Source organism: Kribbella sp. NPDC050124 (assembly GCF_044460355.1).
Lineage (GTDB): Bacteria > Actinomycetota > Actinomycetes > Propionibacteriales > Kribbellaceae > Kribbella.
Map to the genome: position 1 here is coordinate 1 of NZ_JBITJU010000010.1, position 26,289 is coordinate 26,289.

The following is a 26,289-nucleotide window of genomic DNA, read 5'->3' on the forward strand; positions in this document are numbered from 1 at the left end:
GTTCGAGAACGGCAAACTCGTCGAACGACCCGACGAATCAGGAGGTGATCAACAAGCTGCGTGACACGCCAATCCACAGGTCTTGACTATTCCTCGCGTGCCGGACCGTCCCTTCCATGATTGCTAGCGGGGCGATGCGGGAACCCAGCAACAGGCTGGCGGCGAGCGTCTGGACCCAACGGCGCGTGGGAGTAGCCGGCCGTTTCGGCTTTTGCTCGTCATATGCGTGTAGCGCTTGGTCACTGCCAACCGCTCAGGCTCGCGCAGGGTGCACTGCGGGTGGCACTGGCAGCGCCTGCCCAGGAGTGGGAAGCGTTGGCTGACGCGTTGACACCGAACGAAGCCTGTGTCGGAATATGTCATGAAGGCACCCATCCGTGCTTCTCATGAACCTACCGCGAAGGCGACTGCTGGGGAATTGAGTTCGCAGTTGGCCTCCGAAACAGGTACCACGCGAAGAGCATTCAGGGGGACCTCGAAGTGTATGCCAAAGTGCCGGGTTTCGTTGCCGACAATGCCATCCTGTGCGCTGGAATTGTCACATTGCTGCTTGTGGGCTTGGCGTGCTGGCACCTGGAGGCTCGACGCCACGAAAGCGACTTCTGGGCAGGTATTACGGCGGGCCTCTTGATGATCTTCGTGCTGGCGCTGCCGGCCTGGCTTGCATTCTGGGAGCAGACGCTAAGCCCCGCAGTCTTCTGGTGGACCTTCGGGCTGATCGCGCTCGCCTTTTGGATCGCCGCGACCGAATGGCTGCGGCGAGCGCTTCGAGTTGCTGCTCTATTTGCCGTGGCCGCAATGTCGATACTATTGCTGAACATAGGGCAACCGGACGCTAGCTCTTCATGGACCACGGCCATCCAGCAAGGAGCAGATAAGGTCACGTCAGCAGCCCTGAAATTGCTTCCGGGCCTTACGACACCGAACAAATGGCTGTACATCTTGATCGGCGTATCCGTTCTCGGACTCTGGAGACTGGTGGAGCGAACGAGCAATTCGGAGGTTGCTGGTCCGGCCCACGTCAGTTTCACCGGCGCGGAACGGACAAAATCGGCAGACTCCAAGGACACCAATGATCCGGACAAAGCAGCCCAGGAAGCCCTATTCACCACCGCCCTAAGCAAGAACCTCCGAGAACCAGGGTCTACGCCCGGAGCCACACCAGCCTCGACGCTAACCGATCTCGAAGAGATAGGAACTGTCGAGCCAACCAAGATCCTGAAGGCGATCGTGACCGCACTCAGGAACACACTCAACGCTCCCCGCGGCAGCAACGTACATGCGCAGGTGCTCACTCCACTTGATGGACGCCAGAGCTGGCGCGTCTGGGTGCGCGTCGCGGACACATCGACCGGCCGGTCCGTTTCTTCCAAGGAGGTCACAGGAGATTCGCTCGCCGCTGCATGCGGAGCGGCAGGTTACTGGGCCGCAGCGACCATTCTGAGTGATAGCTCACGTATTCCGGTCTGGGCACGGTGGTCTCCCTCAACCGCAGAGGCGTTCTCGCAGTACGACACCGCCGTCGAACCCTCAGAGGCAGACCTCCGCGAAGCCCTCGAGAAGGCTCCTGCCAGCGGGCTCATCCTGCACAAGCTGGGAGACACCTTAGCGATGCGAGGTAATTCCGCGCCGGCACTCGAGCTCTACGCCAGAGCAGTAGCCATCGACCCTACTCACCAAACCGCCACCTACCGCCTTGCGGCCACGCTCGCCGCGCTGTCTCACGACTCAGAGGACTGGTCGCACTTACCTCAAAGCAGTCGGCACCGACTGATCGCATCGGTGAACCAAGCCTGCGGTCAAATAGGTATCAAACCGACCTTGACCAATGCCGCTAAGCCTGATGATCTCAAGCGCATCGCGTTTAAGGTCTTCAACTATCTCCAGCGAGATTTGAAGATAGGGATAACGCTGCGCACATACTTGCGCCGGGATCAACGTGAAGCGATCGGTCCTCTCCGTTCCGTGCTCTCCGCATACGGCGACAGAAGACGTACCCGCTTTATGGTGCGCGCTGCCGCGCTAACGGTGTACGCGCGTGACCGCGGACGGATGACCAGACTGCTCCTGCGCATCCAGAAGGCCGATCTGCAGACCCGCGACAAGCGGCACAAGCGCATTGCCGAGAAGAAGGAGGAAAGGGAAGTAAGGAGAGTAGAAGCCTTCGCTGCGAAGCCGCGCTCCGGCTGGCAAACGTGCTACAACCTCGCATGTTACTTCGCATTGAACAAGAGAGAACAGGTTGCAATCTACTGGCTTGAGCGAATGATAACCAGGCCCGGGATCGAGCAACTGGCCGGCAAATGGATATCACGAGATCAGGACCTCGTCTCACTTCACGGCCTCCCGCGCTTCACGCATATCGTCCAATCAATTTCCAAGACGACAGAGAAGGTATGACATATGGACGATCACCTGGCCGATAGAATGGGTAGAGTCTGGACTGTGATCGAGAAAGCGTTCCAGGACGGGGCCAAGAAACACGCCTTGCCAGACTTTCTGCGGGTCGAGATCAATGAAGAAGCCGAGCCAGTCCGAGCTAGCGTTGCATTTCCACCTGACCTTGACCAACTCGTCACGGCACCTGCGAAAACAGTGGTCGCATTTCGATTTGCCCGAAACCTAACCATCGATCCAATCGGTGACGGGAACGACGCGCTACGCGAGAATGCACATGAGTTCGGTGATAAAACATCCGCACACTATATATCCGTGGTTCTCCTACATCTGGTGAGCGAGGCTGGCTCGACTCCGGGCCTCATACCAGACGAGCGTGAGCTAGCGGATCGAGCGGATAAACTCGGGCCACCATGTCGCCTCATCGCTGGCAGGAAGATCTTCAGGCAATTTGAAAAATGGTCGGATGACACCATCGAAAAGGTGAAGCACGCTCACGGTTGGCCTGATACTAGGGCACTGCTCATGTCGACTCGCTCAGGGCCATGGATCGAACAGCTTGAGACGACATTCGACCTCTCCTGGATGGCCTCAGACGGCGATCCAAAGATCCAGAAAGTTGACCTGACCGCCGCACGCCGACTGTACATTAACAACCCGAAGAGCGGCTACCGGTATGGCTGAGAACCATAACGGACGAATCAAGGGTTGTAGATCTCATTTGGCGCAATCAGCCTGCTCTCGGGTATCCCTAGACTGTACGTCGGATTGGTTTCTCACAGGCTGTGGCCCCGCTATCTTAACCATCACTAACACCTGACGGACGGCTTGTCGTACGTCACCCGACGGTGGGCAGGTATCGACGGTCCCCCTGTCGTGACAGGACATCCCCTGTCGCCTGACAAGCTTCTCTACGTCTTCAAGACGGGCCCTCCAGGGCCCGAGAGCGCGCCGCCACCACAGGGCGGGCCGCCTGGCCGCCGCTCCGCTAACGCTCCGCTAACGCTCCGCTAACGCTCCGCTAACGCTCCGCTAACGCTCCGCTAACGCTCCGCTAACGCTCCGCTCTGGGCGCGTCCCTTGGCTAGGCGCGCACGTGCCAATTGGGCGCCGGTCGACGACAGCAGAACTCGCCATCGATGCCGGACACCTTGTCTGTGGCTGCTCGCCGAAACAGTTGAGCAGAGTGGTGTACGACGAGATCCCGGTGGCGCGTCGCGGGGAACGTGAACGCGGTCATCGGGTGATCCTTCGAGTGATCTCTCACAACCGACTCGAAGAAGGAAACCGCGATGACCGCTGGCTCCAGTATCGACCCTGCTGAGTTCTTGCACGAACACCTGACTGAGGCGAGCCCTGATCTGCTCCGGGAGTTGATGCAGGGCTTCATCAACACGCTGCTGTCTGCCGATGCCGACAGCGTGTGCGGAGCGGCGTATGGCGTCCGCGACGAAGCGCGGACCGGTCGCCGCAACGGGTATCGGCACCGCGAGCTCGACACCCGCGTTGGGACGCTCGACGTCGCGATCCCGAAGCTGCGGGAGGGCACGTACTTTCCCGAGTGGCTGCTGGAGCGGCGCCGGCGCGCGGAGGCGGCGCTCACGTCGGTAGTGGCGACGTGTTACCTGCTCGGGGTGTCGACACGGCGAATGGATCGGCTGGTGCAGTCCCTGGGGATCACCGGCCTGTCCAGGAGCCAGGTGAGTGTGATGGCCAGGGATCTGGACGAGTTGGTCCGCGACTTCCGCGAACGGCCGCTGAACGATGGGCCGTACACGTTCCTGGCCGCGGACGCGTTGACGATGAAGGTCCGCGAAGGCGGCCGGGTGATCAAGATTGCGGTCATGGTCGCCACCGCCGTGAAACGCCGACGGGTTCCGCGAGATCCTCGGCGTCGCCACCAGTACGGCCGAGTCCGGGGCCGGCTGGAACAGCTTCTTCAAGGATCTGGTCGCCCGCGGCCTGAACGGCGTCGCGCTGGTCACCAGCGACGCGCACGCCGGCCTGGTCGACGCGATCGGCGCGGCACTACCAGGAGCCAGTTGGCAGCGGTGCCGCACGCACTACACCGCGAACCTGATGAGCATCTGCCCCAAGCACGCCTGGGGTGGGGTCAAGGCAATGCTGCACTCGGTCTTCGACCAGATCGACGCCGCCGCGGTGAGGAAGTGCCCGGGACGGGATTCGAACCCGTATGCCTTTCGGCCGCGAGGTTTAAGCTCGCTGCGTCTGCCGTTCCGCCACCCGGGCTGTGCGGCAAGGACTGACCTTACAAGCTGAGTGCGCCCGATGGGTGGTTCCGAGGGTAGCGGGGGCCTTTGACGGCTGCGGGCTGTGCCGACCACGCTGCGGTCGATTGGCGAGCAGCCCGAGCGTGCCGCGAGTGGAGCGAGCTGATCTAGCGAGCGGGGCGAGCGTGAACAGGGTGGGTGGGGCTGGCGGCGTAGGTCGCGACGTGGGAGCCGGCGTAGCGGCCTGCGAGGGTTATTTGTAGACCTTGCGGGGGTAGATGGCGTGGGCGCCGGCGGCTCGGTCCAGGAAGAGTTTGCCGTTGCAGTGGTCGATCTCGTGTTGGAGGGCGCGGGCTTCGAAGGCGTCGGTGGTGACGGTGACCTGTTCCGTCGTACCGGGGAGGACGCCGGTGACCGTCAGCCGGGTGGCGCGTTTGACGTCGCCGGTGAAGTCGGGGACGGACATGCAGCCTTCGCGGCCCTTCTCCTGGCGTGAAGCCTCGACCACGACCGCGTTGCACAGGACGAAGACGCCGTGGCACGTCCGCGTCTTCGGGTGGTTGCTGACGTCGAGGGAGAACATCTGCGCCGCGACGCCCACCTGCGGCGCCGCGAGTCCGACGCAGCCGGGGGAGACGCGCATGGTCGCGACCAGATCGGCCGCGAGCTGGATCGTCAAAGGGTCGAGTGGGTCCACGGTCGCGCCCTCGGTGGCGAGGACGGGATGCGGAGCACGCAGTACGTCGAGCACCGTCCCCTCGACACCGAGTTCCAGAGGGGACCAGGCGGCGATGACGGTCACAGTTCGTCGCTCTCCGCCGAGCGCAGGGTGACGCCGACGCCGAGCTCTTCGGCGGTGATCTCCAGGGCGCGGTTGAGCATGTCCAGCTCCGCGGTGAGCGGCAGCTCGACCTCGGCGGTCAGCACGTACAGCTCTCCGCTGAGCCGCGTCGTCAGGTCGGTGATCGTGCCGCCTGCGGACGCGATCATCCGGGTCACCGCGGCGACGATCCCGGGCCGGTCGGCGCCGTGCACGCTCAGGATGTACGACGGTCCGATCGGTGCGTGCTCGTGTTCGGGGCCGACCTTGCGGACCGTGATCACCAGTTCGCCACGCAGCGGCGCAACCGCGGCCTTGACCTCCTCGAACGGCCCGGAGCAGACGATCATCATCGCGAAGTGGCCGCGCAGCAGCGTCATCGTCGAGTCCTCGAGGTTGACTCCGGTACCGGCCAGCGCCTCGGTGACGTCCGCGATGATGCCCGGGCGGTCGGGGCCGATGACGGTGACTGCGAGCTGGCTCATGCCCGGCAACCTACCGTCCGACCTAAGTAGCCGATGACCCGACTTCGGTATCCGGACAGCCGGAAACACCGCGGAGAGCGCTTACGCGCCGCTACATTCGATCCATGACCGAGTCGGCACGGCAGCGCCGCAGTGTGCGGGACTGGATCGTGGACTCGCTCGTCTTCGTGGTCGCGGTGTTCTGCGGTTTCCTGCTGTACGACGAGGGCAGCAAAGACCCGATCAGCCCGGGGCTGCTCGCGTTCGACTTCTACTTCGGGATGGCGCTCTGCCTGGCCCTGTGGTTCCGGCGCCGCTGGCCGGTGCAGCTCGCTCTGATCGGTGCGGCCATCGGGACCTTCTCCGACTCAGCGGGTGCCGCGAGCGTGGTGCTGATCCTGACCGTGGCGATCCACCGCCCGCTGCGGGTCTCGCTGGGCGTCTTCGTCGCCAACGCGGTGAGCCTGGCCGTCTACATCGAGGTGCGGGACAAGCCGGACGACCCGGCGGCCGTCGTCATCGCGGCAGTGTCCATGTACGTGGCGACCGTCGCCTGGGGCCTCTACATCCGGTCCCGTCGCCAGCTGGTCCAGACTCTGCGCGACCGGGCCGAGCGGGCCGAGGTCGTGGCCACGCTGCAGGCGGAGCAGGCCCAGCTGCGGGCCCGCGAGGAGATCGCCCGCGAGATGCACGACGTACTCGGCCACCGGCTGTCCCTGCTCAGCGTTCATGCCGGAGCGCTCGCCTATCGCCCCGACGCGTCCACCGAGGACGTGGCCGGCGCCGCCGAGATCATCCGGGCCAGCGCGCACCACGCGCTGCAGGACCTCCGAGAGGTGATCGGCGTACTGCGAGCTCCCGTCGGAGAGCTCCCGCAGCCGACGTTCGCCGACCTCCCGGTGCTCGTCGAGGGCTCGCGAGAGGCGGGCCTCCCGGTGGAACTCGTGCTCGACGCTCCCGGCCCGTTGCCGGACCACGTCGGGCGTACGGCGTACCGGATCGTGCAAGAGGGACTCACCAACGCCCTCAAGCACGCGCCCGGCGAGTCGGTACACATCAGCGTGACCGGTGCCCCAGGCAACGGTCTGGAGGTGGAGGTGCGCAACGCGGCCCCGAACCGCAGACGTGGCGACGGCAAAGGCTTGCTGGGCCTCACTGAACGCGCCGCGCTCGTCGACGGCCGGATCGAACACGGACGCACCTCCGAAGGCGAATTCCGCCTCTTCGCTTGGCTACCGTGGCCCGCATGACCATCCGGGTTCTTATTGTCGACGACGATCCCTTGCTCCGCGCCGGCCTCAAGTTGATGCTCGGCGGCGCGCCCGACGTCCGCGTGGTCGGGGAGGCGGGCGACGGTAGCGGCGTCCAGGGGCTGATCGACCGGCTCGCGCCCGACGTCGTACTGATGGACATCCGGATGCCCGGCACCGACGGCCTGACCGCGACCGAAGCGGTACGGCGTCGCCCGGACGCGCCCGAGGTCGTCATCCTCACCACCTTCGACGCCGACGAGCACGTTCTGCGGGCGCTCCGGGCCGGCGCGGCCGGGTTCGTGCTCAAGGACACCCCACCGGCCGAGATCGTCGAGTCGGTACGGCGAGTGGCCGGCGGACAGCCCGTGTTGTCGCCGGCCGTGACCAAGCGCCTGATCACCCGGGTCGCGTCGTCCGGCACCGACCAGCGCAAGACCAAGGCGCTGGACCGGCTGGGCCAGCTCAACGACCGCGAGCGCGAGATCGCCGTGGCCGTCGGCGAGGGCAAGTCCAACGCCGAGATCAGCTCGACGCTCTACCTCAGCGTCCCGACCGTGAAGACGCACGTGTCCCGCATCCTCACCAAGCTCGACCTGAACAACCGCGTCCAGATCGCCCTCCTCGTCCACGACGCCGGCCTGCTCCACGACTAGCTCGCGCAGGCGGTTACGTGACCTTCAAGCCCGGCGCGCAGGTCCGGACGCGGATCGGTATCTCGTACGTCAGCCTGGCCAGCGCCGAGCAGAACCTGCGTGCCGAGGTCCGGCCGCAGGCCACGGTCGATCGCGTCGCGGCCGACGGGTATCGCGAGTGGCGGCGCGAATTGGACAACGTGCGGGTGACCGACGGCACCGACGCGCAGCGGACGACCTTCTACACCGCGCTCTACCACGCGATGCTGCAGCCGAACATCTTCAACGACGTGGACGGCCGCTACCTGGGCAGCGACTTCCAGGTCCACCGGCTGGCGCCCGGGCAGCGAGCGCAGTACGGGACGTTCTCGGGCTGGGACCAGTACCGTGCCCACATCCAGCTGCTGGCGCTGCTGAAGCCGGAGATCGCGGGTGACTTCGCGCAGTCGATGTACCAGTTCGCCCAGCAGAACAAGGGGATCTGGGATCGCTGGCTGCACAACAACGGGCCGACGCATGTGATGACGGGCGACCCGGCTGCGCCGACGTTGGCGACGTTTGCGGCGATGGGTGTGCGGAACTTCGACGTACGCGGCGCGTATGACTCGCTGGTGCGCCAGGCGACCGTGCAGAACGCGGACGCGGAGAACGATGGTGGTTGCCCTGGGCAATGCACTGGGCAACGACCGGCGCTGAACATGTACCTGGCCAAGAACTATGCGCCGCAGGACGCCTGCCATTGCTGGGGCGGCGCGGCGGAGACGCTCGAGAACTCGCTGGCCGACTTCTCGCTGGCCCAGTGGGGCGCGCGGCTCGGAGCCGACGTCGAGGCACTGAAGGACCGCGGCTCCTGGTGGAAGAACACGTACGACCCGGCCGTCGGCTACCAGCGGGCCCGGAAGGCGGACGGCACCTGGCAGCCCGGCTTCACCCCGTCGACGGATGTCGGGTTCGCTCAGGGGCCCAGTGCGACGTACACCTGGATGGTCCCGCAGGACGTTTCCGGGCTGGCCGCTGTCATGAACGGCGCGGCGGTCGAGCGGCTCGACGGGTTCTTCCACGACGCGAACGGCAACTGGGCCGTCAAGGGCGGCAGCGCACTCCGCTACGACCCGACCAACGAGCCGGGGCTGCACACGCCGTGGCTGTACAACGGGCTTGGCGTCGCGTGGAAGACCCAGGCGACCACGCGCGAGATTGTCGACACCGTGTACGGCGTGGGGCCGTCGGGCCTCCCGGGGAACGACGATCTCGGGACGCTGTCCGCCTGGTACGTGTTCGCCGCCATCGGCCTGTTCCCGCAGACTCCGGGGCGCGCTGAGCTCCTGGTCGGCAGCCCACTGTTCCCGCGCGTCGACGTCCGCCGGAGCAACGGCGTACGGCTCACGATCGAGGCACCGGCGACGTCGGACACCAACCAGTACGTGCAGTCCCTGGCCCTGAACGGTCGTCAGCGTGCTGAGTCCTGGCTGCCGGAGTCGTTCATCACGCGCGGCGGTCGGATCGTCGTACAGCTGGGAGCGGAACCCACCACATGGGGCACACCACCCGTCGACCGCTGAGGCATACTCGGCGTCGTGACTGCGAACCTCACCGTTGGTGAACACGACGCCGAGCTCGAGCAGCGACTGAGCCAGGAGCTCGACGACTTCAACACGGCCGCCACTGGCGCCGGCGACCGCGGTGCGTTCTCGATCAAGGTCGCCGACGAGGTCGGCGAGCTGGTCGGCGGACTGGCTGCGTGGACGTGGGGTGGTCTGTGCGGGATCGACATGGTGTGGATCCGCGAGGACAGCCGGAAGGACGGCTGGGGGAGCAAGATCCTGCTGGCCGCAGAGGCGGAGGCCCGGCGGCGCGGGTGCAATCGGATCGCCGTCTCCTCGTTCACCTTCCAGGCGCCCGGGTTCTACCAGCGGCACGGGTACGTCGAGACCGGCCGGACGCTGGGGATCCCGGGCGGCAACGAGGACGTCCACATGTTCAAGACGCTCGAGTCCTGAACATGTGGACGCAGTAGGGGTTAGGAGCGGGTTGCTCGGCGGAACTCCTCGTGGGGCATCTGGAGGCTGCCGAGGCTGGTGACCTCGCGGCGGAAGAACAGGGCCAGCGTCCAGTCGAGGATGACGCGGGCCTTCCGGTTGAAGGTGGGGACGCGGGACACGTGGTAGGTCCGGTGCAGGAACCAAGCCGGCCAGCCCTTGACCTTCACGCCGTACAGCTGGGCGACGCCCTTGTGCAGGCCGAGGCTCGCGACCGAGCCGACGTACTTGTGCCGGTAGTCCTCCGGCGCCTTGCCGTCGACGACGCGCAGGATGTTCTCGGCCAGCAGGCGCGCCTGCCGGACCGCGTGCTGCGCGTTCGGGGCGCAGTACGCGCCGTCGTCGGAGGTGAGGTCCGGTACGGCGGCGTTGTCGCCGGCGGACCAGGCGTCGTTCACGCCCTCGATCCGGAGGTTCGCCAGGCACTTGACCCGCCCGCGCTCGTCCAGCGGGAAGTCGGTCGCCGCGAGCGCCGGGTTCGCCTTCACGCCGGCGGTCCAGACGATCGTGTCGGCGTCGAACTCCTCGCCGTCGCTGAGGATCACGTGACCCTTCTCGCAGGACTCCAGCCGGGTCTCCAGCTTGATGTCCATGTTGCGCCTGCGCAGCTGGTCGACCGTGTACCTGCCCAGCTCCTCACCGACCTCCGGCAGGATCCGGCCGGTCGCCTCGACCAGCACCCAGCGCAGGTCCTCGGGCTTGATGTTGTCGTAGTACCGGGTGGCGTAGCGGGCCATGTCCTCCAGCTCCGCGAACGCCTCGACACCGGCGTACCCACCGCCGACGAAGACGAAGGTCAGCGCCGACTTACGCAGCGCCGGGTCCGGCTGCGACGAGGCCACGTCGAGGCGGTCCAGCACCTTGTTGCGCAGCGCGATCGCTTCCTCGACGTTCTTGAACCCGACCGCTTCCTCGGCCAGACCGGGGATCGGCAGCGTCCGGGCGATCGAGCCGAGCGCGACCACGACCTGGTCGTAGGCCAGTTCGTACTCCGGGCCCTCCTCGGGCATCACCTTGGCGACCTTGTTCTCGTGGTCGATCCCGGTCACCCGGCCGGTCACCACCCGGCAGCCCTTCAGCGTCTTGCGCAGCGGCACCACCACGTGCCGCGGTTCCACGGACCCGGCCGCCGCCTCGGGCAGGAACGGCTGGTAGGTCATCACCGACCGCGGGTCGACCACGGTGACCCGGATCTTGCCTTTCCGGGCCGCGCGGCGCAGTCCGTACGCGGTGTACATCCCGACGTAACCGCCTCCGACGACGAGGATGTGCGGCACCTGGGCTGTCATGCGCTTCACTCTCCCTGAGTGGATCTCCGACTTCATGTCGACTTCAGGTTACGCACTCGTGAAAACTTTCACAAACCCTCTCGAGCGTGATCTCACCTGCCGGAACACTCCCTCTCCAGAGGGATTTCGTCATGTACCGATGGTCCCCCCTCGAGCACCGATTCGCCGAGCCCTCACCACCCCCTTCCGACTGGCCCGACGGGGCCGGCGCTCGTCAGCGTGGCGGCGCTGCTCTACCTGAGGCCGTCCCGCCCACGCGTTCAGCGACGTCCGTAGAGCGCCCGCATGCCGAGTACGTCGCCGCGGCCCAAGGTGCGGACGTGGCCGGTGCAGCGTCGTACGCCGGGGTACATCGTCAGGTTGATGTCCTCGTCGGCACTCAGGTTGACGAGCCCGTAGACGTGGCCCATCTCGTGGGTCAGCACCGACTCCACGTCGTACCGCCACCGGTCCTGATCCGGTGGCTGGGCCGGGATGCACGCGGGATCGCGGGTCGGGTTGTACGTCCACTTGTAGTCGCCGTTGTTCATCCGGATGTCGGCCGAGACGGCCTGCGTCACCCCGTGGCGAGTCTCGGCCCAGGTGCACGTCCAGGCCAGCGTCGCCTCGAGGAAGCCGCCTGGCAGGTCCCCCGCGTCGATCACGCTGTGGCCGTCGGATGCACCGCAGGTCGTCTGGCCGTCCGCGTAGACGAAGTTGCCGCCCCTAGAGGTATGGCCGATCAGCGCGCCGGATGCGCCGGTGCCCTCTCGCATACCGCAGGTGTTGCGGCCTCGGGTCATGTTGACCACGGACCTGCGGGCGGCCGCGTCGAAGTCGGCCTGACTGCCGTTGGTGAGCGCCGTTCCCTTGGTCGTCCGGAACAACCATGGCCGGTACCACTTGTACGAACGGAGGATGTAGGTGTCGCGCTCGCACGCACTCGGACCGGGCAGGTCCGGGAAGCGATCCCGCATTACCTGCACGCCGGTGGTCACCATTCCCTTGTCGTCCGTGGCCAGGCTGTAGGTCCGGGCCTCGTTCGGATACAGCATGTCCAAGGTGACGCTGCTGCCCGGCGGTTGCACCTGCAGCGGTACGCCATCCCCGGCGTCGACGAACCGGCCGACAGCACCGCACTCGATCGCGGAGCGCGTAGCCAGGTCACTCGCCTTCAGCACCCCTCGTGGCAAGCCGCACGGATCGGCCGCGACAGCGCCTCCGGTCGTCAGCTGCCCGACGCCGAGCGTCAGGCTGATCAAGATCGTGATTGCACGCGTGGACTTCATCGATACTCCCCCTCGAGCAGACGCCCCTATCCGATAGAGGGACCGGACGACGCCCAGTGATACCGGCCGGATTTCAGCTCGACCGCTTACGGCTGGTGCCGCCGGTCTTCGTGCCGCAGCGGATGGCACAGCTCGTCGAGCTCGGCCGTGAGCCGGTGTACCGCGATGTGCGGCTGGAGACGACGATCGGCGGATTCCGGTCCGCGCTGCCGACGTACGTCTCAAGGCCGACGCGGAGCGTTCGCTGCTCGGCCGAATCCGCGCGTACCTGACCTACTCGCGCAGCCGGTAGACGGAGACGTGGGACGGGGAGTCGGCGGTGAAGGGGGATTGGGACCAGTCGGCGTGGCGGGATTCGAGGGTGAAGCCGGCCAGTTGGGCCATCAGGTCGAGCTCGGCGGGCCAGATGTAACGGTGCGGGCTGCGGAAGAGCTCGGCGCGGGTGCCTTCCGCGTCGAAGTGGAAGTGGTGGGAGACGACCTGCTGGTGGAGTACGTCGTACGTGTCGAGCAGGATGTAGCCGGGCTCGGAGACGCCGACGGTGGCCGGCGAGCCGGGCGCGAGGCGGCGGAGCTCGGGGACCCAGAGCTCGATGACGAAGGCGCCGCCGGGGGACAGGTGGCGGGCAGCGTTCCGGAAGCAGTCGATCTGCGCCTCCTGGGTGAGCAGGTTGGAGATCGTGTTGAAGACCAGGTAGACCAGCGCGAACTCGCCGGGCGCTCGCACGCTCGCCATGTCCCCGATGACGACCGGGATCTCGTCCTCGCTCACCTTGGTCCGGAGCTGGTCGACCATCGCCTGTGAGTATTCGATCCCGCTCACCGGCACGCCATGCTCCGCCAACGGCACGGCAACCCGCCCGGTGCCGATCGCGAACTCGAGCGCCCGCCCGCCTCCGGCCAACCCCGCCAGCCGCTCGACCGTCGGCCCCAACACCTCCGGCGCAAACATCCCCGTCCCCGGCGTGTCATACCTCCGCGCGGTGTCCGCGTCCCAGATTTCGTCGCCCACAGCCGTCACCTTCCGCTCGGTCCAGCGCAGTTTGTCCTCCGCCTCTGACTCGCCGACCTTCGCGAACCCGAGCCGGTCATAGAGACGGCGAGCGTCCGGGTTGTCCTTCTCGACCCCAAGCTCGAGCGGTACGCCGCTCACTGCCACCTCGTCCTGCAGTCCGCGGATGATCGCCGTACCGATCCCGCGATTCTGTACATCGGCACGCAACTGGATTCCGCAGAGCTCGACGATCTCCGCGGTACGCCGGATCCGCAGCCGGCCCACGCGCTTGCCGGACACCTCGACGACTGAGGTGTCCGCGAGTGTCTCAACCGTCCACTCGGCAAATCGGGCCCGCCACTCCACCTCGTCGAACCCGGCCGCCTGGCCCCGGCTCGTCGCCAGCGCGACATCGGCGAGGAACTCCAGGTCGTCCGGGGTCGCCGGACGAATTCGGTACGGCTCCACCATGGTTCGCCAACCTACGCAGCCGGAGCGCAATCGACCACGGATTTACGGCGGCGCGGCGTACGGCTCGACAGGTAGTGCACCGGCGAGACACCGTTCCGGCCGGACAGTCCACGCTCAGGAGCGCTGTGGAGCGCCGGGCACCTCCTGTCGGGCTGTCCGTCGAACACCTGGGAGCCGACCCCAACCGGAGGGTGTTGATAGACGTTTGTGAGAAATGTTGATCGGGGGTGGGTGGGGAGGGTGAATGGAGGGGTGGAGAGTTACCGCAATCCGGTGCTGGTGGCGGCGGTGGTTGTGCCTCCGGCGGTGTGTGCGCTGCTGATCCCGTTCCGGGACAACTTCGACAACGCCAACCTCGCGCTGCTGCTGGTGGTCGCGATCGTCGCGATCGCCGCGTTCGGGGTCCGGCCGGCCGGCATCCTGGCGGCGGTGTCGAGCGCGGTGTGGTTCGACTTCTTCCTCACGCCGCCGTACAACTCGTTCGAGATCCGGCACCGCGACGACATCGAGACGACGATCCTGCTGGTGGTGATCGGCGCCGCGGTCACCGAGATCGCGATCTGGGGCCGGCGGCAACAAGCCCGGGCGTCGCGGCACCGCGGGTACCTGGACGGGGTGATCACCACCTCGCAGGCGGTCGCGGCCGGCGGGTCCACCGACGAGCTGATCGACCAGGTGCGGGCCGAGCTGATCGCCGTACTGGGGATCGACGGGGCGAAATTCGTTGCTAGTGGCAAACTCTCGGGGGCCCCGGTGCTGAACGCGGACGGCACGGTGACGCGCGGCGGGCGGGTGCTGAGGGTCGAGCGCGACGGCCTGCCGACGAACGCCGAGATCGAGCTCGCCGTGCAGCACGCCGGCGAGGTCCGCGGCCGCTTCCTACTCACCGCGGCGGCCCGGATCGCCCGCCCCGACCTCGAGCAGCGCCTGGTCGCCGTAGCCCTTGCCGACCAGGTCGGCGCCGCCCTCACCACCCACCAAACCCTCCACCCCTGACCGCCCTGCGGGAGCACCACGTCCCGGGTGGCCACGACCCCGGCGTCGTACCTGCCCACCCAGCTACGACGCCGAGCCGTGTTCATACCCTGTCCGTGCGCAGCCAGAAGCCTTTGGATCGCAAACCGATTGAGTCGTGCAACCGTTTGCCGAATGGGCGGTTTCGGTTGGGGAACAGGTGACTGTTCCTCAGGCGTTGTTAAGGGTGGGACCGTAGTATCTCTGTACGGCCCCGGATGTGGGTCACCAGGAGGATGACAATGCAGAGCAGTAACCCGGTCCTGAACCGGTCGAGTGCGTTTGCGCCTGGCCAAGGCCAGGCTTATCCGGGGGCCGCTCCGTACGGTCAGCCGGGTCCCTATGGATACGGTCAGCCCGGCCAGTACGGCGGACCCGGTGTGCCGCCCCAGCAGTACCAAGGCGCGCCGGCCGGAAGCCGCCCCATGACGATGGACGACGTCATCGTCCGGACCGCCGCCACTCTGGGTGTCGTGGTGCTGGTCGCCGCGATCGCCTGGTTCGCCATCCCGACCACCCTGGTCACCCCGGCGTTCCTGGCCGGTGCGCTGCTGGCGTTCGCGCTCGGCCTGGTGCTGTCGTTCTCCCGCCGGGTCAACCCCGCGCTGGTGATGGTGTACGCCGCGGCCGAGGGTGTGTTCCTCGGGATCGGCAGCAAGTTCATCGCCAACTGGGTCGGTGACTCCGGGATCATCGTGCAGGCGGTGCTCGCCACGATGGTGACGGCCGGTCTCACGCTGGCGACGTACAAGTACTTCGCGATCAAGGTGACGCCGCGGTTCACCAAGATGGTCATCATCGCGACCATGGGCTTCGCCGGCGTGATCCTGATCAACTTCATCGCCAGCCTGTTCGGCTTCAACTCCGGGATCGGCGGCTTCGGCGCCATGGGCCTGGTGTTCGCCGCGCTCGGCGCCGGCCTGGCGGTGTTCAACCTGATCCTCGACTTCGACATGATCGAGCAGGGTGTCAAGCACGGCGCCCCGCAGAACGAGGCCTGGCGGGCCGCGTTCGGCCTGACCGTCACGCTGGTCTGGCTGTACTGGAACCTGCTGCGCATCCTCGCCATCCTCCGCGGCGGCGACTGATCACGCACCAACCCGAAGGGCCGGTCCAGGTGGGCCGGCCCTTCGGCCTGTCTGGGGCGAAGCAAGCCCCCACAACAAGGAAGACCTGCCCCTCCACCTGAGGGGGCAGGTCTTCTGCGTTGGACTCCTGTTCGGCTCGTCAGCCCATTCGGCGGTGCGCTCGGCGCAGGTCGTACTCGTGAACGATGGCGGTCGCGTGCCCGTGCGCGAGCTCGTACTCGCTGGAGAGCCATCTCACTCTGTCGTCGAAGCGCAGGAACGACGGTCCGTCGTTCATCAGCTGGAACCACTCGGTCATCTCGCGTCCGGTGCACCCGGGCACCCTCTCCACCAAACGCTGGTGCGTCTCCTCGGAGTGGTTCAAGCCCATCTTCGCCTCCCGTCATCGGGGTACCGCGTAGTTATCGACTGTGCACCACACAGCCGCCGCTAGGCAAGACTCTCTTCATGAAAGGTGCCCTCAGCGGACGCACAACGAGGTAAAGCTACTGCCCGACCGGAACGGCGTCCGGGGACTCCGGGCTCTCCTCGTCGACCCGCTCGACCTCGGCCTTCGGATGCCGGCGACGGTGCCGCAGTGCGGCCCAGCGGCCCCGCGGACCGCGTTCGCGCCCGGCGACCTCGGTGGCCGCGACCTCCGTGCCGGCCGTCTTGGCAGCCTGTACGGCGGCTTCCGCGATCGGCAGGATCGCCTCGCCCCGGAACGGTTCCGGGTGCACGAACGACTCCGGCCCGACCCCCATCGCGGCCGCGACCGACGGCAGCAGCGCGGCCGACGCGGCGGCGTACCCGATGGCCGAGGGGTGGAAGTTGTCGCGCCCCCACATCGACGGGTCGGTCCGGAACACCTTGCCGAGCAGCGACCCGAGCGACACAGTTCGGCCGCCTGCCTCGACCACTGCGATGGTCTGAGCGGCGGCCAGCCGGCGGCTCCAGGACCGGGCGACCTGCCGCAGCGGCGGCATGATCGTCCGGACCGCACCGAGGTCCGGGCAGGTACCCACCACCACCTCACAGTTCGCGGCCCGCAATCTGCGGACCGCGGCCGAGAGCAGCCGAACCGAGGTTGACGGTGGCATCTTCGACTTCACGTCGTTGACGCCGATCAGGATGACCGCCACGTGCGGCCCGGCCTGCAGGGCGGCATCGACCTGCGCCGCCAGATCGGTCGACTTCGCCCCGGTCTTCGCCACGTCGACCAGCCGCACCGGCCGTTTGGCCAGCTCGGCGAGCCCGGAGGCGAGCAGCACCCCGGGGGTCTCGTCCGGCGACTCGGTGCCGTACCCGGCGGCGCTGGAGTCGCCGATCATGGCGAACGTGATCGGATGTCCTGGATACCGGCCGTACAGGCCGTTGCCCGGAGTCGGGTAGTACCGCATCGGTCCGATCACCCGTTTCGCGTACTCGGCCTCAGCGGTCAGTACGCCGTAAACAGTGGCACCGATGAGTCCGAGTCCCCCGCCCCCGAAAGCTGCGGCCTGGGCCAGCTTCTTGGCTGCCCTGGCTCTACTCATGAGTCAAGGATTACACGCAGTCACGACAGCGCAAGTGAAAATAGGGGAAAGCCGCGCGTATCACTACAGTAAAGATGTGCGCTACGCAGACTCTCTCCTGGACCTGGTCGGCAACACCCCGCTCGTGAAGCTGGGCAAGACCACGGACGGGGCCAAGCCCCTCGTGCTCGCCAAGGTCGAGTACTTCAATCCGGGCGGTTCGGTGAAGGACCGGATCGCGGTCCGGATGGTCGAGGCGGCCGAGGCCTCCGGCGACCTGAAGCCGGGCGGCACGATCGTCGAGCCGACCTCCGGCAACACCGGCGTCGGGCTGGCGATGGTGGCCCAGCAGAAGGGCTACAAGTGCGTCTTCGTCTGCCCGGACAAGGTCAGCGAGGACAAGCGCAACGTGCTCAAGGCGTACGGCGCCGAGGTCGTGGTCTGCCCGACCGCGGTGGCCCCCGAGCATCCGGACTCGTACTACAACGTCTCCGACCGCCTGGTCCGCGAGATCGAGGGCGCCTGGAAGCCGAACCAGTACGCCAACCAGAACAACCCGCGGTCGCACTACGAGACCACCGGGCCGGAGATCTGGGAGCAGACCGAGGGCAAGATCACCCACTTCGTGGCGGGTGTCGGCACCGGCGGCACGATCAGCGGCACCGGCAAGTACCTGAAGGAGGTCTCCGGCGGGAAGGTGCAGATCATCGGCGCCGACCCGGAGGGCTCGGTGTACTCCGGCGGCAGCGGCCGGCCGTACCTGGTCGAGGGCGTCGGTGAGGACTTCTGGCCGGAGACGTACGACAAGACCATCTGCGACCGCGTCATCGAGGTGTCGGACGCGGACTCGTTCGCGCTGACCCGGCGGCTGGCCCGCGAGGAGGCGATGCTGGTCGGCGGCTCGGCCGGGATGGCGGCCGCGGCGGCGATCCGGCTCGCGCATGAGCTCGACGACCCGGACGCCGTCATCGTCGTCCTGCTGCCGGACGGCGGCCGCGGCTACCTGACCAAGGTCTTCAGCGACGACTGGCTGGCGCAGTACGGCTTCCTCGGCGCGCGCCAGGGCACGACGCTCGGGGACCTCCTGGCCCGCAAGGACGGCAGCATGCCGCCGCTCGTCCACACCCACCCGCACGAGACGATCGCCGAGGCGGTCGCCATCCTGCGGGAGTACGGCGTCTCGCAGATGCCCGTGGTCCGGGCGGAGCCGCCGGTGATGGCGGCCGAGGTGGCCGGCGCGGTGTCGGAGCGGACGCTGATGGACGCGCTGTACACCGGGAAGGCGCGGCTGGCCGACATGGTCGAGCAGCACATGGACCCGGCGCTGCCGTCACTGGGCGCCGGCGAACCGGTCGCGAAGGCGGTGCAGCTGCTCGAGGATCGGGACGCCCTGATGGTGCTGGACGACGGCAAGCCGGTGGGCGTGCTGACCCGGCAAGACCTCTTGGTCCACCTGTCCGTCGACTGACTCTCCGAGGAGAGCCTTACCGGTCTACGACCGAAGGCACGATGGCGAGCAGGACCGTGACCACGATGCCGATCACGATGACCGCTGCGCCGGCGATCTGAAGGATTTCCATACCTCAAGGATCCTTCGGCGCGGGCCTGCGGACATCGGCCCGAGGACCGGTCTTGCCTTCATCCCAAGGTCGTACCCCCGAGACCCCGCGCTCCTACTTCAGGAGTGCGGGTAAACCCCGAGGTCCTGTCTGCTCATCCCCCGCCTACTGCGCGGCACACGGCACGGCACCTCGCCGCACTGGCCCGAAGGCCACGATGCTCCGCATCGAGACCTCCGTTCCAGCACGCCGATGCACCGCACCGAGCACCTGCTCGCTACGGCGCGGGATGAGCAGACAGGACCTAGTGGACCAGGACAAAGTCCGCGGGATCGAGGCGGCGGGTGCGGCGCCAGTAGGAGACCGTCCACTCGGGCCAGATGGTCGAGTTCCGGCCTGCCGAGTCCAGGTACCAGCTGTTGCAGCCGGACTGCCAGACGGTGTCGCCGAGCTCGCCCTGGATCCCGCCGACGAACTGCTCCTGCGCGTCTTCGCGGACCTCGACGTACGACGCGCCGCGCCGCCGGAGCAGGTGCAGTGCCTGCATCACGTACCGGACCTGGGCCTCGATCATGAACACCATCGACGAGTGGCCGAGGACGGTGTTCGGGCCGACCAGGAGGAAGAGGTTCGGGTAGCCGGCCACGCTGATGCCGAGGTGGGCGCCGATGCCGTTGCGCTTCCAGTGGTCGGCCAGGTCGACGCCGTCCTTGCCGAGGATCGGCATCCGGGTCAGGTTGGCCGAGACGTCGAATCCGGTGCCGAGCACGATCGTGTCGCAGGACCGCTCGGTCCCGTCGGTCGTGACCACGCCGGTCGGGGTGATCCGAGCGATCGGGGTGGTGACGAGGTCCACGTTCGGGCGGGCGAGTGCGGGATAGTAGTCCTTGGAGTACAGGATCCGTTTGCAGCCGATCTGGTAGTCCGGCGTCAGCTTGGCCCGGAGCTCGGGATCGCTGATCTGCTTCTGGAGCTGGCGTTTCGCCAGTAGCTCAAGGGGTTTCATCAACTTCGGGCTCGCTGCGAAGCCGGCGCCGCGGCCCTCGAGACCCCAGTAGATGACGTCGCGGATCATTCGCTGCCCGGCCGGGAGCCGTTCGTGCAGCTTGCGTTCCCAGTGGCCGATCGATCGATCGGGCTTGCCCATGACCCACGGTGCGGTCCGTTGGTAGACGTCGAGTTGTGCGACCTCCGGGGCGATCTCGGGGACGAACTGGATCGCGGACGCCCCGGTGCCGATCACGGCGACGTTCCGCCCGCGCAGGTCCTGGGAGTGATCCCACTGGGCCGAGTGGAACGCCGTACCGCCGAACGAGTCGAGGCCCGGGATGTCGGGGAGCTTGGGCTGGTGCAGGCTGCCGACGCCCGCGACCAGGGCCTGGGTCTCGATCGTCTCGGCGTCGTTGACGGTGACGGTCCACCGGCCGGTTCCCTCGTCGAACACGGCTTCGGTGACCTCGGCGCCGTACCGGATCTTCTCGGCGACGCCGTACTTGTCCGCGCAGTGCTTGAGGTAGGCAAGGATCTCGTCCCAGGGCGCGAACATCCGGGTCCAGTGCGGGTTCTGCTCGAACGAGAACGAGTAGAGGTACGACGGGATGTCGCAGGCGCAGCCCGGATACGTGTTGTCCCGCCAGGTGCCGCCGAGGTCGTCGGCCTTCTCCAGGATGACGAAGTTCTCGCAGCCCGCCTGCCGCAACTTGATCCCCATGCACAACCCGGCGAACCCGGATCCGACGATGACGACCTCAGCCCCAGTCATAACTGCATACGTTACCGACGGGTCACCTCGCCGGGCTAGTGCTTGAGCCGGTGCAGGATCTCGCCGGCGTTCGGGATCACCAGGGTGTCCGGGTCCTGCTCGTACGCCGTGAGGTCGACGTCGGCGGGGTCGAGGTAGGCGAGGTTGGCCCGCCGTACGACGTCTTCCGGGATGCCGGTCGCGAGCGTCACGTGAACCCGGAGGTGCTCGCCGGTCGCCGGGTCCCAGGTTCCGGCGCCGCGGAGGTGGGTGGAGTGCGCCAGGACGCCCCAGTGCAGGTCGCGGAAGTGGTCCCACTGGCCGAGGAAGTAGTCGCGGCAGTGGTAGCCGATCTCCTCGATCTCCGGGTGCATCGCGGCCAGTTGGGTGACGTGCGGCGCGTAGAGGATCACCTCGCCGCCGTCGGCGACGATCGGCTCGACCTTGTAGAACCCCTTCGCGGCGGTCCAGATGTCGGCGTACTTGGGCGGCATCACCGACACGACCCGCTGCACCGGGTGATCGAGGTACTTGACGTGGGTCTGCGCGGAGATCTCCGCGGCCGCTCGCCAGGACGAGATCGTGTCGCCGAACGCGACTGCGTGCAACGCGTCCGTGCCGGACTGTGCGACCACCGACAGGGCGAGCTTCTCCGCCGGGATCATCGCGGCTGCCTCGTCGATCAACGCCCGGACCGGTGTGATACCCGGCGTACCGATGATGTTCGCGCTGGTGATCAGCGCGCCGAGCCAGTGCGAGAAGTCGATGACCTCCTGGCCGGCGACACCGGGGAAGAAATACTTGTTGCCGCCGGAGAAGCCGACCACCTCGTGCGGGAACACCGGGCCGACGACCAGGGCGACGTCGTGCTCGACCACAGCGCGGTTGAGCTTCACCGGCACCTCGTCGCGCAGCATCTCATCGGAGATCTCGCCGACCCGGTCCGCGCCGATCGTGCCGAGGTCGGCGAAGGTGTCCGGTTTCCACCACTCGTGGTTCAGGACGCCGTCGTACTCGCCGCCGAGGTGGGCGCGGAGCTGGTCCGGCGTCATCTCCGCATGGGTGCCCAAGGCAACCAGGATGGTCAGCTTGGCGACCCGGCCGTCCAGGGCCTGGTGGACCGCCTTCAGCAGCAGCGGTAGCGGGCAGCTGCGGGTCGCGTCCGGGACGATCACGCAGACGCTGCGCCCGTCCAGCCCGGCCCCGCTCAAGGCATCGCCGACGAAGCTGGTCACCTCGTCGTCGGTCAGCACCTGCCCTGGTCCACCGATCACGGCCGCATCCATGCCGTCCACCTTAGGCCCTGTCCCCTGGTTCCGACCCGTGATCGGGCGGAAACCGCTGGTAGACAAGGGATCGCGTCACCGGGAGGTAAGGCCCGAGTGGTTGACCGCAGGCCCCGCAGCGGCGCACGATCGGCGGTGTCAGCTGGGGGAGCGAGCTGAGCAACGAGGGGGAAAGTGCTATGTCCGACACCATCGAGCGGCCGGCGGGGGCGAGACCGGAAGGCTTCGGCGGCGTCGTGCTGACGGGCGCGGAACCGGCGTACGACGAGGCCCGCACGGTGTTCAACGCGATGATCGACAAGCGGCCGGCGATGATCGCGCAGTGCGAGTCCGCGGCCGACGTCGTGGCGGCGGTGAAGTACGGCGTCGCGCAGGAGCTCGAGATCGCGGTCCGGGGCGGTGGTCACAGCGTCGCCGGGGCCGGGGTGAGCGAGGGCGGCCTGGTAGTCGACCTGCGCCGGCTGAACAGCGTCCAGGTCGACCCGGACGCGCGGATCGCCCGAGTCGGCGGTGGCGCGACCTGGGCCGACTTCGACCGGGCCTGCCAGCCGCACGGGCTGGCGACCACGGGCGGCCGGGTGTCGACGACCGGCGTCGCGGGCCTCACCCTCGGCGGCGGGTCGGGGTGGATGGAGCGGAAGTTCGGGCTGGCCTGCGACAACCTGGTCTCGGTCGAGCTCGTCACCGCGGACGGGCGGCTGCTGATCGCCGACGAGACGAAGAACACCGAGCTGTTCTGGGCGCTGCACGGCGGCGGTGGCAACTTCGGAGTCGCCACGTCGCTGACCTTCCGGCTGGATGAGCTCCCGACGACCACGCTGGCGATGCTGCTCTGGCCGGCGGAGGCGGGTCCTGCGGTGCTTCGCGCGTACCGGGACATGATCGAGGCCGGGGCGTCCGACAACCTCGGCGGGGGCGTGCTGTTCCTGACCGGGCCGCCGGAGCCGTTCGTCCCGGAGCATCTGCAGGGGCAGCGGATCGTGGCGGCGGGGGCGATGTACGCGGGGCCCGAGGCGGAGGCGCGGGATGCGTTCGCGCCGATGTTCGCGCTCGATCCGGCGGGTGAGCTCGTGGCGGAGATGCCGTACGCCGATCTGAACTCGGCGCTGGACGATCCGCCGGGGTATCGCAACTACTGGTCGGCTGAGCACCTGTCGTCGTTCCCGGACGCCGCCGTACAGCTGTTCTGCGACCGGTCGGCGGACATGGTGGTGCCGTCGCCGTCGCAGCAGATCACGATCCCGTGGGGCGGGGCGGTACTGCGGGGCGCCGACGAGTGGCCGTTGCCGTACCGGAAGGCCGCGTGGGTCGTGCACCCGTTCGGGCTGTGGTCCGATCCCGCAGACGACGCGCGGGGAAGGCAGTGGTCGCGGGATCTGTGCGCCGACATGAAGGAATGGGCGACCGGGTACGTGTACCTGAACTTCATCGGCAACGAGGGCCAGGACCGGGTGATCGCCGGGTTCGGGCAGGAGAACTACGAGCGGTTGTCGAAGGTGAAGTGCGAGTTCGACCCCGAGAACGTGTTCCACCTCAACCAGAACATCCTCCCCGGCTGGCCGGACAGCTCAGCGGGTTGAGTGATGCGCCGTTCGGTGGTCCCGTTTGTTGTGGGGTAGGCGGGACCACTGGACGGCGGTGACAGCCGCGTACGTCGCCGCGGCCAGCGGCACCGACCACAGCCGGAAGAACGGCAGCTGCCCGGTGACCGCGGTCGCCGCGAAGATCACGCCGAACACGGTCAGGCCGGCCGTGGTGCCTCGGCGGCGGCTGTGGAGCGCCGTACTCGGGAGTGGGCCGGTGTGGCGGTCGAGGACGACGGCGAGGGCGCTGAGGCCGACCATCGCGGTGAGGGCGAACAGGATCCCGCCGGGGAGGTCGCCGAGGATGATCGCGACCGCGTTGCCCGCCGCCAGCACGGCGACGACGACCGCGATGTCGAACGCTCCGAACGCCAGGTGGTTGCGCCGCCGCTTGGTCAGGTCGACGCCGTCCGCGGTCCTAGCCGGACCGGGGTCGCCGGTCAGCCGCCGTACGGTGAGAACTAGACCGAGGATCAGCAGGACGGCGATCAGCGCGCCGGATACGGAGAACACCACCGACTTGGTGGGCGAGATGAAGTCCCGCACGTCCCCACCCCCGAAATCACAAGTCGCCCGCGGCGGAAACCATCCGGTGTCCACGTCCACCCCGGCACTGTCCGCCCCACCGAACCGCAGCGCACAATCCTCAGCGGGATCAAACCAACTGGGCATGGAGCTACTGACCACCACCGCCCACGCCAGCCCCACCACCAACCCACCAGCCAACAAACTCCCCGCACGCTTCTTCACACCTGCAACCCTCTCATTGGGTGCCGAGCGACAGAAGGTACTCAGCCGCCACAGCTCCTCCCACGCTCGGCGCGCCCCCTCAGCGTCCCGCCACAGCACAGACCTCCTGTCCGTCCGCACCCATAGTTGACGCATGGAGCCGGGACTCCGGGTTGTGGGAGCTCCCAGCCGGAGCCGCCGAACCAGGCGGGAGCTTCCGCACCACAGCAGCACGCGAGCTCTTCGAGGAAACCGGGCTGAAGGTCGTGCCGGTCGGGGCGGACTCCCGGGTGGGCGGGAGTGTGGTCCCTGGTGGTTTTGCGGGGGTGGTTCTTCAATCGGAGCAGGAGAGGGGAGGGACCATGACTGGACGACAGGATTTCCTCGAGTGGGTGACGACGCGACTGCGGGATGCGGAGGTCGCGCTCCACAACGGTGACGCCGAACCGCGGCGGGCGCTCTGGTCGCGACAGGACCCGGTGACCGTGCTCGGAGCCTGGATGACCGGGACGGCCTGGGCGGAGGCGGAGGGGATTTTCGGGAAGCTGGAGGAGAGCTTCTCGGACTGTACGTCGTACACGCATGAGGTGATTTCGGCGGATGTGTACGGCGACATCGCGTACACGGTCGGGTACGAGCACACGAGTGCGAGCTGGCAGGGGGAGCCGCGCAAGTACACCTTGCGGTCACGCAGCTCTACCGCCGCGAGGACGGCCGGTGGAAGGTCTTCCACCGGCACGCCGACACGGTGCAGACGACAGACTGATCGCCCGGCCAAGCTCCTCCGCCCACGAAGCTCCAACCGCTTGCTGCCAGCAACCACGTGTGTCCGATTCGTTCAAGACGTGGGGTGCGTGGGCTGTCTACGTTGCTGGTGTGGACAAGAGGAGCGGTGTCACGAGGGTTGGGGGTTGGGTTGCCAGCGGCGGTGTCTGGGCTGACGAGTACGTCCGGCACTACTACGGCGACGCCTACTTCGACTTCGCCCGCGCGGACACGCTCACGAGCCCGGGGCAGATCAGCGACCACTTGGCGCGGCTCAGCGAAGCCGGTGCGACAGATGTCGTGCTCTACCCGGCGTCGGCGGACCTCGATCAGGTTGGGCGACTTGCTGATGTGGTGTCTTCGAGCGCGTCGAGGTCGCGTTCCGCGTAGAGGCGGTGCTGCCACTCCTCGTTGAGGACGATGAGGAGGCACTCGCGGACCGGGTAGCTGTCCGGACCGGGCCAGCCGGGGTCGGGGACCGGGGTGGTGTGCGCGTCGAGACGGTCCACGGTCAGCTCGTCGACGTAACGCCGTACCGTCGCCATCCGGTCCTTGCGCAAGGCAAGCACCTTGTCGAGCTCCGGGCGTACGGCGCGATCCCACGGCACCCCCGGGACGTCGCCCATCCCGTCGAACGGGAGGTCGAGCGCGTCCCACGGATGCGGGTCGCCGAGGATGACCCGCCGTACCCAGGCGTCGGTCGCGAACAGCAGGTGGCGCAGCGTCTGGACGAACGACCACTCGCCGTCGACGCTCTCGTGCAGCAACTCCGGCGGCAGCGACCGGGCGCGGTTGACCGTCCCGTCCCACAGGCGTTCGAGGATGTCCCACGCCGTACGGAACCCGTCGGGGTCGGTCGGCCGCATCTTGGCCCGGTCCGGGTAGCGGCGGTCGAGCTCGGCGTACACGTACGGCGCGACGTCGACCCCGTTGATCACCAGGTCCTCGATGTCGCCGTCGATCGTCACGTGGCCGAGCTCCACGCCACGCATCCGCGTCCCGGTCAGCGTCACCTGCTCGAACCGCGCGTTCCGCAGATCGACGTGGCGGAGCATCGCGCCACTCAGATCCACCCGCTCGAGGCGCTTCCCGGTTGACCCGTCCATGAACCCCATGTCCTCACGGTAGAACAGGTTCCGGACGTTCCACTTCCGGAAAGCTGACCTCTGGTCGA

Annotated in this window: 23 protein-coding genes, 1 tRNA gene and 1 pseudogene; 13 read left to right on the top strand and 12 right to left on the bottom strand. The window is 67.5% G+C overall.

The window, feature by feature from the left end; translation table 11 throughout:
• Positions 1-480 precede the first annotated feature (480 nt).
• The 3 genes and pseudogenes from ACIBL3_RS22885 to ACIBL3_RS22895 all read left to right on the top strand — a co-directional run.
• Positions 481-2,400, top strand: a complete 1,920-nt coding sequence (locus ACIBL3_RS22885) for a tetratricopeptide repeat protein (RefSeq protein ID WP_396355546.1) — start codon at positions 481-483, stop codon at positions 2,398-2,400.
• Positions 2,401-2,445: 45 nt separating this feature from the next.
• Positions 2,446-3,081 carry a hypothetical protein gene (locus tag ACIBL3_RS22890; protein ID WP_396355547.1) on the top strand — a complete coding sequence of 212 codons (636 nt, stop codon included), beginning with the start codon at positions 2,446-2,448 and terminating at the stop codon, positions 3,079-3,081.
• A gap of 608 nt (positions 3,082-3,689) precedes the next feature.
• Positions 3,690-4,560: pseudogene (locus tag ACIBL3_RS22895) on the top strand (IS256 family transposase); the annotation flags it as partial.
• Positions 4,561-4,566: 6 nt separating this feature from the next.
• On the opposite strand, the gene ACIBL3_RS22900 reads toward ACIBL3_RS22895, so the two are convergent.
• The 3 genes from ACIBL3_RS22900 to ACIBL3_RS22910 form a co-directional block, all read right to left on the bottom strand.
• Positions 4,567-4,647: transfer RNA gene (locus tag ACIBL3_RS22900), tRNA-Leu, on the bottom strand.
• 234 nt (positions 4,648-4,881) lie between these two features.
• Entirely contained in the window at positions 4,882-5,430 is a 549-nt protein-coding gene (locus tag ACIBL3_RS22905) for a peptide deformylase (RefSeq protein ID WP_396355548.1), read from the bottom strand.
• The gene (locus ACIBL3_RS22910) at positions 5,427-5,933 is read right to left on the bottom strand and encodes a glycine cleavage system protein R (RefSeq protein ID WP_396355549.1); all 507 of its coding nucleotides are present in this window, start codon (positions 5,931-5,933) and stop codon (positions 5,427-5,429) included. Before ACIBL3_RS22910 ends, ACIBL3_RS22905 begins: the two co-directional genes overlap by 4 nt.
• Positions 5,934-6,037: 104 nt before the next feature.
• Between ACIBL3_RS22910 and ACIBL3_RS22915 the strand changes: the two genes are divergently transcribed.
• The 4 genes from ACIBL3_RS22915 to ACIBL3_RS22930 are packed head-to-tail and all read left to right on the top strand — an operon-like array spanning position 6,038 to position 9,797.
• On the top strand, positions 6,038-7,162 hold the full coding sequence (locus tag ACIBL3_RS22915; protein WP_396355550.1) for a sensor histidine kinase: 1,125 nt from the start codon (positions 6,038-6,040) through the stop codon (positions 7,160-7,162).
• On the top strand, positions 7,159-7,818 hold the full coding sequence (locus tag ACIBL3_RS22920) for a response regulator (protein WP_396355551.1): 660 nt from the start codon (positions 7,159-7,161) through the stop codon (positions 7,816-7,818). The genes ACIBL3_RS22915 and ACIBL3_RS22920 overlap by 4 nt, the downstream gene beginning before the upstream one ends.
• Before the next feature lie 17 nt (positions 7,819-7,835).
• On the top strand, positions 7,836-9,359 hold the full coding sequence (locus ACIBL3_RS22925) for a GH92 family glycosyl hydrolase (RefSeq protein ID WP_396355552.1): 1,524 nt from the start codon (positions 7,836-7,838) through the stop codon (positions 9,357-9,359).
• A 15-nt stretch (positions 9,360-9,374) separates the two neighbouring features.
• Positions 9,375-9,797 carry a GNAT family N-acetyltransferase gene (locus tag ACIBL3_RS22930; protein ID WP_396355553.1) on the top strand — a complete coding sequence of 141 codons (423 nt, stop codon included), beginning with the start codon at positions 9,375-9,377 and terminating at the stop codon, positions 9,795-9,797.
• A gap of 20 nt (positions 9,798-9,817) precedes the next feature.
• Here ACIBL3_RS22930 and ACIBL3_RS22935 read toward each other — a convergent pair whose 3' ends face one another.
• Both ACIBL3_RS22935 and ACIBL3_RS22940 read right to left on the bottom strand, forming a co-directional pair.
• Positions 9,818-11,125: an NAD(P)/FAD-dependent oxidoreductase gene (locus ACIBL3_RS22935; RefSeq protein ID WP_396355554.1), complete on the bottom strand. Its 1,308-nt coding sequence runs from the start codon at positions 11,123-11,125 to the stop codon at positions 9,818-9,820.
• 260 nt (positions 11,126-11,385) lie between these two features.
• Positions 11,386-12,393 carry a hypothetical protein gene (locus ACIBL3_RS22940; protein ID WP_396355555.1) on the bottom strand — a complete coding sequence of 336 codons (1,008 nt, stop codon included), beginning with the start codon at positions 12,391-12,393 and terminating at the stop codon, positions 11,386-11,388.
• A gap of 56 nt (positions 12,394-12,449) precedes the next feature.
• On the opposite strand from ACIBL3_RS22940, the gene ACIBL3_RS22945 reads away from it, so the two are divergent.
• On the top strand, positions 12,450-12,665 hold the full coding sequence (locus tag ACIBL3_RS22945; RefSeq protein ID WP_396355556.1) for a hypothetical protein: 216 nt from the start codon (positions 12,450-12,452) through the stop codon (positions 12,663-12,665).
• Between the two features lies 1 nt (position 12,666).
• Here the strand turns inward: ACIBL3_RS22945 and ACIBL3_RS22950 are convergent, their stop codons facing one another.
• Positions 12,667-13,857 (bottom strand): GNAT family N-acetyltransferase, encoded by a 1,191-nt coding sequence (locus ACIBL3_RS22950; RefSeq protein ID WP_396355557.1) that lies wholly within the window; start codon positions 13,855-13,857, stop codon positions 12,667-12,669.
• Between the two features lie 252 nt (positions 13,858-14,109).
• On the opposite strand from ACIBL3_RS22950, the gene ACIBL3_RS22955 reads away from it, so the two are divergent.
• Together ACIBL3_RS22955 and ACIBL3_RS22960 are read left to right on the top strand one after the other, a co-directional pair.
• Positions 14,110-14,853 carry a DUF4118 domain-containing protein gene (locus tag ACIBL3_RS22955; protein ID WP_396355558.1) on the top strand — a complete coding sequence of 248 codons (744 nt, stop codon included), beginning with the start codon at positions 14,110-14,112 and terminating at the stop codon, positions 14,851-14,853.
• A gap of 260 nt (positions 14,854-15,113) precedes the next feature.
• A complete protein-coding gene (locus tag ACIBL3_RS22960) occupies positions 15,114-15,959 on the top strand; it encodes a Bax inhibitor-1/YccA family protein (protein WP_396355559.1) in 846 nt (281 codons plus the stop codon).
• Positions 15,960-16,098: 139 nt separating this feature from the next.
• Here ACIBL3_RS22960 and ACIBL3_RS22965 read toward each other — a convergent pair whose 3' ends face one another.
• Together ACIBL3_RS22965 and ACIBL3_RS22970 are read right to left on the bottom strand one after the other, a co-directional pair.
• Positions 16,099-16,329, bottom strand: a complete 231-nt coding sequence (locus ACIBL3_RS22965) for a DUF4287 domain-containing protein (RefSeq protein ID WP_360534161.1) — start codon at positions 16,327-16,329, stop codon at positions 16,099-16,101.
• 115 nt (positions 16,330-16,444) lie between these two features.
• Complete coding sequence (locus ACIBL3_RS22970) at positions 16,445-17,473, bottom strand: SGNH/GDSL hydrolase family protein (protein ID WP_396355560.1); 1,029 nt, start codon at positions 17,471-17,473, stop codon at positions 16,445-16,447.
• 76 nt (positions 17,474-17,549) lie between these two features.
• Between ACIBL3_RS22970 and ACIBL3_RS22975 the strand changes: the two genes are divergently transcribed.
• Positions 17,550-18,920, top strand: a complete 1,371-nt coding sequence (locus tag ACIBL3_RS22975) for a cystathionine beta-synthase (RefSeq protein WP_396355561.1) — start codon at positions 17,550-17,552, stop codon at positions 18,918-18,920.
• Positions 18,921-19,315: 395 nt separating this feature from the next.
• On the opposite strand, the gene ACIBL3_RS22980 is transcribed toward ACIBL3_RS22975, so the two are convergent.
• Positions 19,316-20,773: a flavin-containing monooxygenase gene (locus ACIBL3_RS22980; protein ID WP_396355562.1), complete on the bottom strand. Its 1,458-nt coding sequence runs from the start codon at positions 20,771-20,773 to the stop codon at positions 19,316-19,318.
• A 35-nt stretch (positions 20,774-20,808) separates the two neighbouring features.
• On the bottom strand, positions 20,809-22,038 hold the full coding sequence (locus tag ACIBL3_RS22985) for a lactate racemase domain-containing protein (RefSeq protein ID WP_396355563.1): 1,230 nt from the start codon (positions 22,036-22,038) through the stop codon (positions 20,809-20,811).
• A 179-nt stretch (positions 22,039-22,217) separates the two neighbouring features.
• Between ACIBL3_RS22985 and ACIBL3_RS22990 the strand changes: the two genes are divergently transcribed.
• Entirely contained in the window at positions 22,218-23,618 is a 1,401-nt protein-coding gene (locus ACIBL3_RS22990; RefSeq protein ID WP_396355564.1) for an FAD-binding oxidoreductase, read from the top strand.
• Here the strand turns inward: ACIBL3_RS22990 and ACIBL3_RS22995 are convergent.
• Positions 23,607-24,167, bottom strand: coding sequence for a hypothetical protein (locus ACIBL3_RS22995; protein WP_396355565.1), 561 nt, complete (start codon positions 24,165-24,167; stop codon positions 23,607-23,609). The genes ACIBL3_RS22990 and ACIBL3_RS22995 overlap by 12 nt on opposite strands.
• Positions 24,168-24,391: 224 nt before the next feature.
• Here ACIBL3_RS22995 and ACIBL3_RS23000 point away from each other — a divergent pair, with 224 nt between their 5' ends.
• Positions 24,392-25,291: an NUDIX hydrolase gene (locus ACIBL3_RS23000; protein WP_396355566.1), complete on the top strand. Its 900-nt coding sequence runs from the start codon at positions 24,392-24,394 to the stop codon at positions 25,289-25,291.
• 153 nt (positions 25,292-25,444) lie between these two features.
• Here the strand turns inward: ACIBL3_RS23000 and ACIBL3_RS23005 are convergent, their stop codons facing one another.
• Positions 25,445-26,230, bottom strand: a complete 786-nt coding sequence (locus ACIBL3_RS23005; protein ID WP_396355567.1) for a DinB family protein — start codon at positions 26,228-26,230, stop codon at positions 25,445-25,447.
• Positions 26,231-26,289: the final 59 nt, after the last annotated feature.

Coding starts and splice junctions, on each gene's coding strand:
- ACIBL3_RS22910 (WP_396355549.1), bottom strand. CDS start 5,933: ATGAGCCAGCTCGCAGTCACCGTCATCGGCCCCGACCGCCCGGGCATC.
- ACIBL3_RS22915 (WP_396355550.1), top strand. CDS start 6,038: ATGACCGAGTCGGCACGGCAGCGCCGCAGTGTGCGGGACTGGATCGTG.
- ACIBL3_RS22920 (WP_396355551.1), top strand. CDS start 7,159: ATGACCATCCGGGTTCTTATTGTCGACGACGATCCCTTGCTCCGCGCC.
- ACIBL3_RS22935 (WP_396355554.1), bottom strand. CDS start 11,125: ATGACAGCCCAGGTGCCGCACATCCTCGTCGTCGGAGGCGGTTACGTC.
- ACIBL3_RS22940 (WP_396355555.1), bottom strand. CDS start 12,393: ATGAAGTCCACGCGTGCAATCACGATCTTGATCAGCCTGACGCTCGGC.
- ACIBL3_RS22950 (WP_396355557.1), bottom strand. CDS start 13,857: ATGGTGGAGCCGTACCGAATTCGTCCGGCGACCCCGGACGACCTGGAG.
- ACIBL3_RS22960 (WP_396355559.1), top strand. CDS start 15,114: ATGCAGAGCAGTAACCCGGTCCTGAACCGGTCGAGTGCGTTTGCGCCT.
- ACIBL3_RS22965 (WP_360534161.1), bottom strand. CDS start 16,329: ATGGGCTTGAACCACTCCGAGGAGACGCACCAGCGTTTGGTGGAGAGG.
- ACIBL3_RS22970 (WP_396355560.1), bottom strand. CDS start 17,473: ATGAGTAGAGCCAGGGCAGCCAAGAAGCTGGCCCAGGCCGCAGCTTTC.
- ACIBL3_RS22980 (WP_396355562.1), bottom strand. CDS start 20,773: ATGACTGGGGCTGAGGTCGTCATCGTCGGATCCGGGTTCGCCGGGTTG.
- ACIBL3_RS22985 (WP_396355563.1), bottom strand. CDS start 22,038: ATGGATGCGGCCGTGATCGGTGGACCAGGGCAGGTGCTGACCGACGAC.
- ACIBL3_RS22990 (WP_396355564.1), top strand. CDS start 22,218: ATGTCCGACACCATCGAGCGGCCGGCGGGGGCGAGACCGGAAGGCTTC.
- ACIBL3_RS23005 (WP_396355567.1), bottom strand. CDS start 26,230: ATGGGGTTCATGGACGGGTCAACCGGGAAGCGCCTCGAGCGGGTGGAT.